We start from the raw sequence: 12,897 nt of genomic DNA, 5'->3' as shown, positions 1-12,897 counted from the left end.
GCCCTCCGTCGGGTTTTGGGGTGTGAGAACCGGTTCTATTCTTTGACTCCGTTCCGCGGTCGCAAGAGGATGAGTGCCCGTTCATGGCTCCGCGTGTCCGACAGGAACGCCGAGCGGTACGGGTACCAGAGAACCGGAAAGGTGTCGGCCCTTCATGCTGCACACCCTCATCGTCGGCTTGGGCAGATCCGGACAAGGGCTGCACGCGCCGTCGCTCGCCAAGGCGCGGGCGGCGGCACCCGACCTCTTCGCCCCGGGGCCGATCCTGGGCTACGATCCGCTGCACGAGAGGGCCGACGGGATACACGTGGTCGACTCTCCGGAGGAGGCGGCGCGGCTGTGCCCGCCGGAGCGGACCGTCGTCCACCTGTGCACCCCGCCGCGGCTGCGCGTGGAGATGCTGGGACACCTGGCCGATCTGGGCTACCGCCGGATCATCGTGGAGAAGCCCCTGGCCCTGGACCTGGTGGAGCTCGCCGGCATAGCGCGTCTGCGCCGCTCCCGGGGGCTGGACCTGAACGTGGCGACGCCGTGGTCGGCCAGCTCCCTGACCCGGCGGCTGGTCGCGGTCCGACGTTCCGGGGTCTTCGGCGGGCTGCGCGCCATCACGGTGGTCCAGAACAAACCCCGGTTCACCCGGAGCCTGGAGTCCACCTCCCACCCCACGGCCTTCGACGTCGAGGTCCCGCACGCCCTGGCCGCGGCCGTCTCCCTGGCGGGCGACGCCGACGTGGTCTCGGCCGATCTGTCGGACATGACCGTCGAGGGGCTGCGGATGCCCGGTCTGGGCGGGGCCCGGGTGGAGCTGGCGCACCGGAGCGGAACCCTCACCCGGATCGAGTCCGACCTGACCTGTCCGACCCGGGAACGCCGGATCGTGCTGGAGTTCGACACGGCCGTCCTGACCGGCCACTACCCGTGCAGCGAGGCGGACCACACCGCGCAGCTCTCGGTGACCGTCGCGGGGCGCGAGCCCGCCCGTTCGGTCTTTCCCGACGACGCCCTGACCGCGCTCCTGCGCTCCTGTTACGGCCGCTACTCCCGCCCTTGGGGCGGTGGCGGCGACCTTCCCGCGCAGATCGAGGCGGTCCGTCTGCTGGCCGAGGCCAAGCGTCTGTGCGCGCCCACGATCGTGGAGAGGGAGGTCGACAGTGCCGTCGGTGCCTGAGTCCTCACCTCTGGCCGGGATCGGTGACGAGGCCGCCCCCGACCTGGCGGGCCAACTCGACGCGGTGCGCGAGCTGGGCTGGAACCTTCTGGAGCTGCGCACCCTGGACGGGGTGCCCGTCGCCGAGCTGGGGGAGGAGGAGTTCGCGCGGGCGGCGGACCGGATCGGGGAGGCCGGGGTCGAGGTGGTCGCCGTGGCCGCCAAGATCGGTGACTGGTCCCGCCCGGTGACCGGGGACTTCGCCGTCGATCTGGCCGAACTCGACGTTCTGGCCCGACGGTGCGCCCGTCTGGGGACGCGCATGGTGCGGATCATGTCCTTCCCCTCCGGGGGGACGACCGAGCCGGAGTGGGGACGGATCGCGCGGGCCCGGGTGCGCGAACTGGCGCGCAGGGCCGAGGACGCCGGTCTGCTGTTGGTCCACGAGAACTGCGCCGGTTGGGCCGGGGACGACGCCGACCGGGCGCTGGCGTTGGTGGCCGAGGCCGACAGTCCGGCGCTGCGGCTGCTGTTCGACACCGGTAACGGGATCGCCCACGGCTACGACGCTCCGGCGCTGCTCGCGCCCTTGGTGGAGTACGTGGCCCACGTCCACGTCAAGGACGCGGTCGCCGTACCCGGGGGCGAGACGGCCTACGTGTCGCCGGGCGAGGGCGAGGCCGGCGTCGAGGAGTGTCTGCGGATCCTGGAGGACCACGGCTATCGGGGGGCGCTGTCCATCGAACCCCACCTGCACCTGCGCCCCCACCTGCGGGCGTCCGGGACCGACCCGGGCCGGGGGGACCGGGCCGCGTTCGTCGAGTACGGGCGGACCACGGAGGCGCTCGTCCGTCGGGTCCGGAACGAGGGGGCGTTTCGATGAGGGCCGCCCTGAACCCCTCCGACCAGGCCCTGCTGCTCCGGTCGATGGAGATCCCCACCGCCGGCCCCCTGGAGGTCGGCACGGACGGGCCCGCGCCCCGGCTGTGGGAGGCCCAACGGGAGTACGCGAAGGCCGCCGGGGAGCTCGGCTTCCGGGTGGTGCGCCACGCCCCGGCCGACCCGGCCGACCTGGACCGTCCCGGGGTCCCCGAGACGGTGCGCGCGGCGGCGGCAGACCCCCGGTTCCTGGCGGAACAGCCGAGCCTGGTCCTGCGTCTGGGACCGGACGAGGTGCCGCGCGAGCGCACCGTGATGTTCAACGTGCACCTGGACACCGTGGCCGGGAACCCTCCGGTCTCCTTCGACGGGAAGGTCTTTCGCGGACGCGGCGCCATCGACGCCAAGGGGCCCGCGGTGGCCCTGCTGGCCGGGGTGCGCGCCGCCCTGGAGCGGTCCGAGCGGGTCGGTCGCGACAGCGCGGTGATCGTCCAGGCCGTGGCGGGCGAGGAGGGCGGCGCCATGGGCGTCCTGGGCACCCGGCCCCTGGTGGAGCGCGGGTACGTGGGGCGTCTCAACGTGTTCTGCGAACCCACCTCCGGACGCTTCTCGCCCCGGAGCACGGCGTCGATGACCGCCCGGGTGTCGGTGTGCGGCGACGACGCGATCGACGACCGTCCCCACACCGGCCACAACGCCTCCGTCCTGTCGGGGTTCCTGGCCCAACGGATGGGTCGGCTCCTGGACTCCTACGCCGGAAGCGGAGCGGTGTGCGTGGCCGGGCTGTGGACCGGCACCCTGCACAACCGGGTCTACGGCGGCGGAGATCTGCTGTTCAACCTCTCCTACGGCGACGCGGAGACCGGCCGTGTCCTGGAGGCGGCGGTGACCGAGGCCTTCGAGACCGCTTTGACGGAGTTCGTCGCCGAGTTCTCCGACACGACCCTGTTCGCCCGTACCGCGCGGGACGCACGCCGGATCACCCGACTGGACTGGCCCAAGCGCGGACTGCCGGTGCTGGACGATCGCGATGCCCGGGGCCACGACCTGCTGCGGCGGGCCGGGGTGCCCGAGTGGCCCGCGGACGAGCCGGCCTTCACCTGCGACGCCATCTGGGCGGCGGGGATCCCCGACACGTGCTCGGTCGTCCTGGGCCCCGGCGACCTGGCCGCCGACGGGGCGCACGGCGACGACGAGTCCGCCCGCCTGTCCGACCTCGACGGGTTCGCCGAGACGGTGGCCCGTCTACTGACCGCCTTCACCCAAGAGACGAACGGAGGATCGTGACCACCCTCTCCTCGGAGTCACCGAGAACCGCCCCGTCGGGGTCGACCGTCCTGGTCGACCCCGACGAACTGAACCTCTTCGTCACGGAGATGTTCGTCCACCGCGGAATGCCCCGGGACCGTGCCGTCGAGTCGGCGCGCGCCCTGTGCCACGGCGACCTGACCGGGATGGACTCGCACGGCGTGGCCAACCTGGCGGGCCTGTACCTGCCCCTGCTCGACGAGGGCCGGGCCGACCCCCGGGCCGAGCCGTCGATCGTGACCGACCTGGGCGCCGCCCTGCTGGTCGACGCGCGGCGCTCCCTGGGATTGTGGTCGGCCTCCTGGGCGATGGATCTGGCCGTGGAGCGGGCCGAACGGCACGGGGTGGGGATGGTGTCGGTCCGTGACGCCACCCACCTGGGCTGCGCCGGGTTCCACGCGCTGCGCGCGGCCGAGCGGGGCATGATCGGCGTGGTCTCCAGCAACTGCGGCGGGCAGCGGATCGCCCGCCCGCCGGGCGGCGCGGTGGCGATGTTGGGGACCAACCCGCTGGCCGTCTCGGCCCCGGCGGGAGGGCATCCGCCCTTCCTGTTGGACATGAGCACCACCGCGGCCCCGACCGGGAGGGTCCGGCAGGCGGCCCGGGAGGGGCGCGTGCTGCCGGAGGGGTTGCTGTGCGACGACCGGGGTGCTCCGGTCACCGATCCGGCCGCCTTCGACGCCGGGGACGCGCATCTGATGTGGCTGGGCGGTCATGTGGGCCGGTTCAAGGGCTTCGGGCTGGGGCTGGTGGTCGAGGTGCTCTCGGCTCTGGTCTCGGGTTCGGGGCGCGGTCCGCACGAGGACGCGTTGGAGGGGGACGGCGGTCCGAGCGGGCGCGACGACGACATCGGTCTGCTGTTGCTGGCCATCGCCCCCGATGCCCTGAGGCAGGGGGCGGAGGCCGACGCCGAGGGCCTGTTCGGCGCGCTGCTGGACTGTCCGCCCACCGACCCGGATCTGCCGGTGCGCTACCCCGGATGGCACGAACACCACTACGCCCGTGAGCGGGCCGAGCACGGAGTGCCGCTGCCCGCCGCCCTGTACGCGGTTCTGGTGGAGCAGGGAGAACGGGCCGGGGTCCGGGCGCCCGAGGTACGAGGAGGGGCACGATGACCGAGGGACCGTTGCGCGTGGGGGTCGTGGGGCTGGGCTTCATCTCCCGCTTCTACCTGGCGGCGTTGGAGGCCTCCCCGGCCTGGCGGACGGTGGCGGTGTGCGACCTGGACCCCGCCAAGGTCGCCGACCCGCCCGAGGGGGCGGTGGGCCACACCGACCACACCACGATGTTGGACGAGGTGGAGCTGGACGCGGTCGTGGTCACCGCGCCCAACGACGCCCACGCCCGGATCTGCGCGGACGCCCTCGAACGGGGGGTCGCGGTCTGCGTGGAGAAGCCCCTGGCCCTGACCCCGGCCGAGGGAGAGCCCCTGGCCGCTCTGGCCCGGGAGCGCGGGGCGGCGCTGTTCACCGCCTTCCACCGCAGGTACAACTCCGAGTTCCTGGCCCTGCGGGAACGGTTGGAGGGGAGCGTTCCGGCGGAGGTGACCGTGCGCTACCTGGAACGGATCGAGGAGCACACGGGGGACGACACCTGGTACCTGGACCCGGCACGGTGCGGCGGCGGATGCGTGGCCGACAACGGACCCAACGCCTTCGATCTGGTGGAGGCGCTGGTGGGGCGGGTCGAGGTGGACACCGCGAGGGTGGACTACGACTCCTCGGGTGTGGACCGTCGAGCGGACATCGGCCTGGTCGCCACGGGGGCCCGGGCCAGGGTCCTGCTCGATTGGTCCCACCCGGGGGAACGCAAGGACGTCGAGGTGCGCACGGTCGACGGTCGGGTCCTGAGCGCCGACATGTTGGCCGGCCGCCCGGCGTTCAAGGAGTCGCTGTGGCACGAGTACGAGGGCATCGTGGCCGACTTCGAACGTCGGGTGCGCGAGGGCGCGCAGGACGGCGCGGGGACGTCGGCGCTGCGCCTGGTCGAGGACGTCTACCGCGAGGCGCGGGAGAACGAGGGGGAGAGGGTGGGTTCGTGAACCCGTGTGAGGACGGGCCCAAGCGGAACGTCACCGGGAGCCTGGTCAAGGTGCTGGTGCACCGCAGGACCGAGCGCGGGATGCGGTTGGAGCCGTTCGCGAGCCGGTGCGTGCGCGCGGGCGAGGTCCATGAGCTGGTCGCCACCGATCACACCGAGACCGAGGAGGGCGCCCGGATCGACCGGGTGGGCTTCCTCGGCTTCGCCGAGATCACCTCGGCGGGGGTCGTGGACCGGGGCGATCGGGTGTGGATCGGGGGGCGCCTGGTGGGCGTGGTCCTGGGCTTCGACGCCTGCCACACGCCCAACCACTACAACGTGTTGATCCACGCCGCCCCCATCCCCACCGGAGCCTCTCTGGGGCTGGCTCCCGAGGAGGGTCTGGTCTTCGAACAGGGGAGCGCGGACACGCCCGGGGACGACCCTTTCGCGAGGGTCGAAGAAAATGTCGAAGAATGTCCGATATAAAAGTCGCATTCATCTCTCCGTTTTTCTCTGTTCTGGTTTTAGCGGGTGTCTTGAGGCTGTAATCTTTTCGTGGGTTGAGGGAGATCGACCGATCACCCGAGCGACTCATTCTATTTATTGTATTCGCTTTTTCCATACGGTGATCCGAGGGAGAAACATATGACGACCGCTACCAAGGCCGAGAACCGTCTCGAAGAGCGTTTCCGTCTGTGGGACCACGACGGCAACGGCACCATCGAGCGCTCGGACTTCGTGGCCGAGGCCGAGGGCATCCTGGAGCGTCTGGGCGCCGCGGGCACGCCCAAGGGCGACGCCCTGCGCGACAGCTACCTGGCCATGTTCGACCTCCTCGCGGAGGCCGCCGGCACCGACCGGATGAGCCAGGACAAGTTCGTCGAGGTCGCCGAGCAGGAGATCGTCAGCAAGGGCGACGCCGGCTTCAAGCGGGTCGTCGAGCCGACCATCCAGGCCATCGTCGACGTGCTCGACACCGACGGTGACGGCGAGGTCAGCCCGTCCGAGATGGAGAAGTGGTTCGCCGCCATCGGTCTCAGCGGCGCGCAGGCCGACGACGCCTTCAGGCAGATCGACGTCGACGGCAGTGGCGACCTGTCCACCGCCGAGCTGGTCGCCGCCGTGCGCGACTACCACCTCGGCAAGAACGACATCCCCCTCCTGGGCGCCTGACGACTTCTCGACGTCCCCCTTCCGGCCCGGCCGCGGCTCCCCCCGCGGCCGGGCCCCGCCCCCTTTTCCTCGGGAAACGGAACACGTGAATCCAGTACTCTCCTCCTCTGCTCGAGAAAAGCAGAGTGAAAATAATTCCGAAATACCTTTCTTCGATCAGTCGGAGACTTTTCGAAGACTGTGGCCGGAGATCAGAGAGAACTGTGGCCGCGTCCTGGACGACGGTAAGTTCTCTCATGGCTCCATGGTCGAAGAATTCGAACGCGAACTCGAACGTTGGACCGGCGCCCGGCACGTGGTCGGCGTCAATTCCGGAACCGACGCGCTCGTTCTCCTGCTCCGCGCCGCCGGTCTGCGCCCCGGCGACGAGGTGATCGTCCCCGCCTACACCTTCGTGGCCACCGCGACCGCCGTCGTACACGCCGGCGGGGTCCCGGTCTTCGCCGACATCGAGCCGCACGGTCACGGCATCGACCCGCGTTCGGTGGAGCGGGCGATCACCGAACGCACCCGCGCGGTCATGCCCGTCCACCTCTTCGACCGGCTCGCCGACATGGAGGGCGTGGGGGAGGTCGCCCGCGCCCACGGGCTCACGGTCCTGGAGGACAGCGCCGAGGCGATCGGCATGCGATCGGACGGCAGGCACGCGGGCCTGCTCGGAGCGGGCGGTGTGCTCTCCTTCTTCCCCGCCAAGACCCTGGGCGCCGTCGGTGACGCCGGAGCGCTGCTCACCGACGACGACGCCATCGCCGAGACCGCGCGGATGATCCGCCACCACGGCAGGTCGGGCCGCACCCTGGCCGACTTCCCCGGCATCTCCAACCCGACGGTGGTCACCGGCTGCAACAGCAAGATGGACGACCTCCAGGCCGCCGTCCTGCTCGCCAAGCTCGCCCACCTGGACGCCGACATCGAACGCCGCGCCGAACTGTCGCGACGTTACGACGAGCGTCTGCGCGGCCTTCCCGGTGTCCGCGCCGTCCCCGGGGACGCCCCGCGGGTCCCGCGCCAGGAACGGGTGATCTACGTCCACCTCATCGAGGTCGACGGCCGCGACGCCCTCGCCGCGCACCTGGCCGCCGCCGGGATCGGGACCGAGGTCTACTACCCGCGTCCCCTGCACCTTCAGCCCTGCTTCTCCCACCTGGGTCACCGGCCCGGCGACCTCCCCCGCGCGGAGGAGGTCTGCCGTTCGGCGCTCGCGCTGCCCCTGCACGCCGACCTCACCGACGCCCAGGTCGATCGCGTCTGCGACGAGATCGAACGCTTCCTCACCGGGGGGATCCGATGACCGTGACCGTCGAGCACGCCGTCCCGTTCTTCGCGCCCGATCTGTTCGAGGCCGACAGGGACGTCCTCCTGGACCTGCTGTACGAGGTCGGCACCTGTCCCGAGCAGAGGTTCATCCTCGGCCGCCGCACCGCCCGCTTCGAAGAGGCCCTGCGCGCCGAGACCAACGCCGCCGAGGCCGTGGCCTGCTCCAGCGGAACCTCCGCGCTCACCCTGATCCTGGCCGCCATGGGCATCGGGCCCGGCGACGAGGTGATCGTGCCCGCCTTCGGTTGCGCGCCCCTGGCGAGCACCGTCCTGTCGAGCGGGGCCCGACCGGTCTTCGCCGACATCGACCCCGTGACGCTGACGATGGACCCCGGCCACGCCGAGGCGCTGATCACCGACCGGACGCGGGCCCTGATGCCGGCGCACATGTTCTCGGTGATGGCGGACATGCCGCGCCTGCGGGACCTGGCCGACGAGCGGGGTCTGCGGCTGATCGAGGACTCCGCGCTGGCCCAGGGCGGGTCCCTGGAAGGTCGCCCGGCCGGTCTGTGGGGAGACGCCGGGGTCCACTCCTTCGTGCAGGTCAAGATCTTCGGCATGCCCGGCGAGGGCGGCGTGGTGCTCACCGACGACACGGCCCTGGGCGAGAGGGTGCGCATGCTGCGCAACCACGGCCAGGACGGACGCAACCGGTTCCTGCACCACCACATCGGCCACAACAGCCGTTTCGACGAGGTGATGGCCGCCTTCCAGCTCCACCGGATGGAGGGTCTGGCCGCGCGGACGGCCCGCCGTACCGAGATCTGCTCGTACTACTCCGCGCGCCTGTCCGACCTGGGCGAGGCCGGGATCACCACGCCCCCGGTCGGCGGTGACGGCCGCTTCCCCTACGTCTACACGCTGCTGTGCGAGGACCGCGACGGCCTGCGCGCGCACCTGGCGAAGGCGGGGATCGACGCTCACGTGTACTACCCCCGGATCCTGCCCGAGCAGCCGGCCTTCGCACCGCACGCCCGTCCCGACGGTCACTGGCCCCGGGCACGGGAGGCGGCGCGCCTCAACATCTCCCTGCCCCTGTATCCGCACCTGACCGACGCTCAGGTGGAACGTGTGGTCGACGACGTACGCGCGTTCGCGCTCCGGAGGACCCGATGACCGATCAGATGACCGCGCCCGTCGCGGCGCCCGCGCCGGGCCCCCGTACCCGGCGCGCCACCCTGGCGGCCTACGCCCGCCTGGCCAAGCTCGACATCGTCGACTACTACATCGGCCTGCCGCTGGTGTTCGTCATGACGCTGCCCCTGTTGGGCTGGCGCGCGGACACCCTCGGCCTGCTCCTGCTGATCCTGGTGGCGGAGATCGCCGTGGTGGCCGCCATGGTCGCCTTCGACGACGTCACCGGCTACCGGGACGGCAGCGACGCCGCCAACTACGGTTCGGACGCGGCCCGACGACGACTGGCCCGCAAACCGCTCGTGGCAGGGACCCTGACCGAACCCCAGGCGCTGTCCTTCGGTCGGGCGGCGACCGTGGCGAGCGTCGCCCTGTGGACCCTGGTCATCGCGCTGGCCCCGCACCGTCCGATGTGGGCGATCGTGGGCGCGGCCCTGTGCCTGGTCGCCTCCGTCCAGTACTCCTGGGGGCTGAAGATCAGCTACCGGGGTTTCCAGGAGCTCTTCCTCGTCGGTCTCGGCGTGGGCTGGGTCCTGGTGCCCTATGGTCTGCTCACCGGCGGGATCGACGGGTTCGTCATCGTCCAGGCGCTGGTGTTCGGCGGCGGTCCGATGCTGTTCGGGCTCTACTCCAACACCAACGACGCCGACGGCGATCGGGCCGCGGGGCGGATCACCGTCGCGGCCAAGGTCTCTCCGAGGACCAACGCCGGCTTCATCATCGTGCTCACCGCCGCGGAGACCCTGCTGGTCACCGGCTCCTATCTGGCCGGGATCTCGCCGTGGTGGTTCCCCGTGGCGCTCCTGCCGGTGGCGCTCATGCGCCTGGCCCAGCTCTTCATCGGTTTCGTGCGCGGCGACATCCTGCGTGCGCGTCGTCTGGCGATCCACACCCACCGCGTCACGGTGGTCCTGTTGATCGGCGCCAACCTGGTCGCCGCCCTGCTCTGGGGGAGCGCGGCGTGACCGGACCGATCGACGTGGCGGTGGTGGGGGCGGGCCCGGCCGGACTGGCGACGGCGCACGCCCTGACCGCCGCCGGACGTTCGGTGCGGGTCCTGGAGGCGGCCGAGGCCGTGGGCGGGCGGATGCGCACGCTGCGCGTCGACGGCCACCTGGTGGACACCGGGGCGGAGATGATCCCGTCCGCGAACGCCTACCCGGCGACCTGGCGGCTGATCCGAGAGCTCGGACTGGACGCCGACCCCTCGGCGATCCCCCGGGTACGCGGCGCTCTGTCGGTGTGGTGGGCGGGGCGCGCGCGTCGGAACGCGGGGCGCCCTCTGGGCCTGCTCACCGGTATGGGGCTCGCTCCGGCGGCCCGACTGGACCTGGCGCGACTGCTGGGCAGGTTGGGCGGAGCCGACCTGGACCCCGAACATCCGGAGCGGGGCGATCTGACGGACGTGAGCGTCGCCGACCTGCTGGAGTCGGCGCACCCCCAGGTACGCGAACGCCTTCTGGGGCCGCTGGCCTCGGGCTTCTTCGGGTGGCCGCTGGAGCGGGCGGCGGCCGCGCCCTTCGCGGCCCATCTGGTCGCCTCGGGCAGCACCGCCCACTGGCGCACCTATCGGGACGGGATGGACACCCTGCCCCGTGCCCTGGCCGACCGGCTCGACGTGCGCACCGACCATCCGGTGACCCGGGTGGTCGAGGAGGCGGACGGCGTGCGTCTGGAGTCGCCCCGAGGCGATCTCACCGCTGGGGCGGTGGTCCTGGCGGTGCCGGCACCCATCGCGATGGAGCTGTACCCCGGGATCGGGGGCGTGGAGCGGTCCTACCTGGAGGCCTGCGAGTACGCGCCGATGCTCCGACTGTCCCTGTTCCTGGACACGCCGATGGCCCCGCGCGGCAGGGGGCGCGGGTTCGCCGTCCTGGTCTCCGACGACCCCCTGCTGAGCGTGGTCACCGTCGACCACGACAAACATCCCGGCCGGGCGCCCCGAGGGCGTGGGCTGCTCTCCCTGGTCGCCTCTCCCCGAGGGGCCCGGGAGCTGGCCGAGGCCCCCGACCACGAGGTGGCGCGTCGGCTGACCGAGAGCGCCGAACGTCTCCTGCCCGGCCTGGGCGGGCACGTCCGTGGAGCGGTCGCGCACCGCTTCCGGCACGGACTGCCCCTGCCCGGCCCGAAGGCGTTGGCGGCGCGCTCCGCCTTCGTCGCCCGCCCGCCCGCCGCCGTCGACTACGCCGGCGACTGGATCTCGCTGCGCCCGTGCAGCGAAGGCGCGGTGGCGTCGGCGACCACGGCCACCGAACGGGTCACGGCCTTCCTGGCCGCCGCCCGTGAACCGATCCGCATCGAGGAGACATGAAGCCACTGAGTCGTCCCCTGGACCTGGGGACCCTCTTCGACGACATGGCCGCACGCGGTACCAGTACCGTCGTTCACCTGAGCAGGCCTTTGGACGTCGCCCCCGAGGCGGGGTGGGAACTGGAGATCCCGGAGGCGGCCGCCCTGGTCCGCGGGCTCTCGGGCCGGATGGCCCGGGCCGGCGTGGGGCCGGGCGACCGGGTCGCGATCGCCAAGCGCAACCACTGGGACTACGTCCTGCTGTCCTGCGCGGCGGCGCGTCTGGGCGCCGTTCCGGCCTCCCTGTCCGCCCACCTGGAGCCGCGGGTCCTGGAGGAGCTCCTCAAACGGCTGGAACCGGCCCTGCTGGTCACCGACACCGCGCTGTTGGCCGCGGCCGCCGAGGAGGCCTGCGACCCCCGGGTCCACGCCCGTCGGACCCTGGTGGTCGACGGTCGGGCCGAGGGCGCCCTGACCATGGACGACCTCGCCGGGGCCGAGGTGCCGCCGCCCTGCCGTCCCCATCTGGACGCGCCCCTGGCGATCATGCACACCTCCGGGACCACCGGGACGCCGAAGCTGGTCGTGCACTCCACCCGCACCATCATGCGCCGTCTGGCCGGTTTCGAGGCCCACCGGTGGCCGGTCCTGGGCAGCCGACCGGACGACACGGTCGTCTCCTCCTACTCCTACGCGCACGGCCGCGCCCTGGCCTGGACGGCGAGCGTCCTGCGTCTGGCCCCGAAGACGATGTCGGTGATCACCTCCCCGGACTGGGCGGAGGCCGGGCCCGCGCTGGAGGCCCACCGACCCACGATCCTGGAGGCCCAGCCCTCCACGCTGGGCCGATGGCAGCGGCACACCGAAGGGGAGGACACCCCCTTCGACCGGGTGCGGCTGTTCGTCAGCACCTTCGACGCGATGCACCCGTCCACGGTCCGCTCCTTCCTGAACGCCACCGCGCACCGGCGACCGGTGTGGATGCAGGGCTGGGGGCAGAGTGAGACCGGGCCGCTGACCTTCCGCTTCTTCACCCGCCGCTCCCTGGAACGTGACCAGGGGACCACGCCCACCACCCGTGATCTGGGTCGACCGATCCCCGGCCGGACCCGGCTGCGCGCGGTGGACCCCGAGACCCTGCGGCCCGTGCCCACGGGGACGCCGGGGCTCCTGTTCTGCCGCACCGACGCCCTGTGCCTGGGATACGTGGGGGAGGAGGGCCGGTGGCGCTCCAAGTTGGTGGGCCAGTGGTGGAGCACCGGCGACATCGGCTCCATCGGGCGCACCGGCTCGGTCCGTCTGGTGGACCGGGAGGTGGACGCCCTCGCCGAGGGCGGCTGTCTGGAGATCGAGGACGTCGTCGACGAGCGGCTGCCCGAGGTCCTGGAGTGCGTCGTGCTCGGTGTCCCCGACGGGGACCCGGTGCCGGTCGTGGCGACCGGGTCCGGGGAGTTGGACCACCAGGGGTGGCGGGCCGCGGTCGCCGACCTGCCCGCGATGGCCGACCCCGTGGTGCTCACCTGGGACGAGCTTCCGCGTACGGGCACCGGCAAGGTCCGCCGCGGGGAACTGCGCGACCTGCTGGGCCTGCACCCCGGGACCCGGGGCACGGGGCGGTGGACGTGATC

General features: G+C 72.2%; 12 protein-coding genes. All 12 read left to right on the top strand.

Annotated features, from left to right (window positions below):
* Positions 1–154 precede the first annotated feature (154 nt).
* The 12 genes from U9J66_RS04720 (at position 155) to U9J66_RS04665 (ending at position 12,895) form a co-directional block, all read left to right on the top strand.
* Positions 155–1,168 carry an oxidoreductase gene (locus tag U9J66_RS04720; protein ID WP_326337139.1) on the top strand — a complete coding sequence of 338 codons (1,014 nt, stop codon included), beginning with the start codon at positions 155–157 and terminating at the stop codon, positions 1,166–1,168.
* Positions 1,161–2,030, top strand: coding sequence for a sugar phosphate isomerase/epimerase family protein (locus tag U9J66_RS04715; protein WP_378758658.1), 870 nt, complete (start codon positions 1,161–1,163; stop codon positions 2,028–2,030). Before U9J66_RS04720 ends, U9J66_RS04715 begins: the two co-directional genes overlap by 8 nt.
* Entirely contained in the window at positions 2,027–3,313 is a 1,287-nt protein-coding gene (locus tag U9J66_RS04710; protein WP_326337136.1) for a M20/M25/M40 family metallo-hydrolase, read from the top strand. The genes U9J66_RS04715 and U9J66_RS04710 overlap by 4 nt, the downstream gene beginning before the upstream one ends.
* Entirely contained in the window at positions 3,310–4,449 is a 1,140-nt protein-coding gene (locus U9J66_RS04705; RefSeq protein ID WP_042285387.1) for an Ldh family oxidoreductase, read from the top strand. Before U9J66_RS04710 ends, U9J66_RS04705 begins: the two co-directional genes overlap by 4 nt.
* A complete protein-coding gene (locus U9J66_RS04700) occupies positions 4,446–5,375 on the top strand; it encodes a Gfo/Idh/MocA family protein (RefSeq protein WP_042285384.1) in 930 nt (309 codons plus the stop codon). The genes U9J66_RS04705 and U9J66_RS04700 overlap by 4 nt, the downstream gene beginning before the upstream one ends.
* Complete coding sequence (locus U9J66_RS04695) at positions 5,372–5,842, top strand: DUF6917 domain-containing protein (RefSeq protein WP_014911186.1); 471 nt, start codon at positions 5,372–5,374, stop codon at positions 5,840–5,842. Before U9J66_RS04700 ends, U9J66_RS04695 begins: the two co-directional genes overlap by 4 nt.
* Before the next feature lie 159 nt (positions 5,843–6,001).
* Positions 6,002–6,529: an EF-hand domain-containing protein gene (locus tag U9J66_RS04690; protein ID WP_014908184.1), complete on the top strand. Its 528-nt coding sequence runs from the start codon at positions 6,002–6,004 to the stop codon at positions 6,527–6,529.
* An 85-nt stretch (positions 6,530–6,614) separates the two neighbouring features.
* On the top strand, positions 6,615–7,820 hold the full coding sequence (locus U9J66_RS04685; RefSeq protein ID WP_042285379.1) for a DegT/DnrJ/EryC1/StrS family aminotransferase: 1,206 nt from the start codon (positions 6,615–6,617) through the stop codon (positions 7,818–7,820).
* Positions 7,817–8,962, top strand: a complete 1,146-nt coding sequence (locus U9J66_RS04680) for a DegT/DnrJ/EryC1/StrS family aminotransferase (RefSeq protein ID WP_161111763.1) — start codon at positions 7,817–7,819, stop codon at positions 8,960–8,962. Before U9J66_RS04685 ends, U9J66_RS04680 begins: the two co-directional genes overlap by 4 nt.
* Positions 8,959–9,945, top strand: a complete 987-nt coding sequence (locus U9J66_RS04675) for a UbiA family prenyltransferase (RefSeq protein WP_017535980.1) — start codon at positions 8,959–8,961, stop codon at positions 9,943–9,945. The genes U9J66_RS04680 and U9J66_RS04675 overlap by 4 nt, the downstream gene beginning before the upstream one ends.
* Positions 9,942–11,291, top strand: coding sequence for a protoporphyrinogen/coproporphyrinogen oxidase (locus U9J66_RS04670; RefSeq protein WP_326337135.1), 1,350 nt, complete (start codon positions 9,942–9,944; stop codon positions 11,289–11,291). The genes U9J66_RS04675 and U9J66_RS04670 overlap by 4 nt, the downstream gene beginning before the upstream one ends.
* Positions 11,288–12,895 (top strand): class I adenylate-forming enzyme family protein, encoded by a 1,608-nt coding sequence (locus U9J66_RS04665; protein WP_014913453.1) that lies wholly within the window; start codon positions 11,288–11,290, stop codon positions 12,893–12,895. The genes U9J66_RS04670 and U9J66_RS04665 overlap by 4 nt, the downstream gene beginning before the upstream one ends.
* Positions 12,896–12,897: the final 2 nt, after the last annotated feature.

The sequence above is a fragment of the Nocardiopsis sp. LDBS1602 genome, from assembly GCF_035818715.1.
Taxonomy (GTDB): domain Bacteria; phylum Actinomycetota; class Actinomycetes; order Streptosporangiales; family Streptosporangiaceae; genus Nocardiopsis; species Nocardiopsis alba.
The sequence above is the reverse complement of the archived record's forward strand: the minus strand, read 5'-3'. Positions and strand labels throughout refer to the sequence as shown.

Excerpts from the sequence above, each read along its gene's own strand:
- U9J66_RS04720 (WP_326337139.1), top strand. The coding sequence starts at position 155 with ATGCTGCACACCCTCATCGTCGGCTTGGGCAGATCCGGACAAGGGCTG.
- U9J66_RS04710 (WP_326337136.1), top strand. The coding sequence starts at position 2,027 with ATGAGGGCCGCCCTGAACCCCTCCGACCAGGCCCTGCTGCTCCGGTCG.
- U9J66_RS04700 (WP_042285384.1), top strand. The coding sequence starts at position 4,446 with ATGACCGAGGGACCGTTGCGCGTGGGGGTCGTGGGGCTGGGCTTCATC.
- U9J66_RS04690 (WP_014908184.1), top strand. The coding sequence starts at position 6,002 with ATGACGACCGCTACCAAGGCCGAGAACCGTCTCGAAGAGCGTTTCCGT.
- U9J66_RS04680 (WP_161111763.1), top strand. The coding sequence starts at position 7,817 with ATGACCGTGACCGTCGAGCACGCCGTCCCGTTCTTCGCGCCCGATCTG.
- U9J66_RS04675 (WP_017535980.1), top strand. The coding sequence starts at position 8,959 with ATGACCGATCAGATGACCGCGCCCGTCGCGGCGCCCGCGCCGGGCCCC.
- U9J66_RS04665 (WP_014913453.1), top strand. The coding sequence starts at position 11,288 with ATGAAGCCACTGAGTCGTCCCCTGGACCTGGGGACCCTCTTCGACGAC.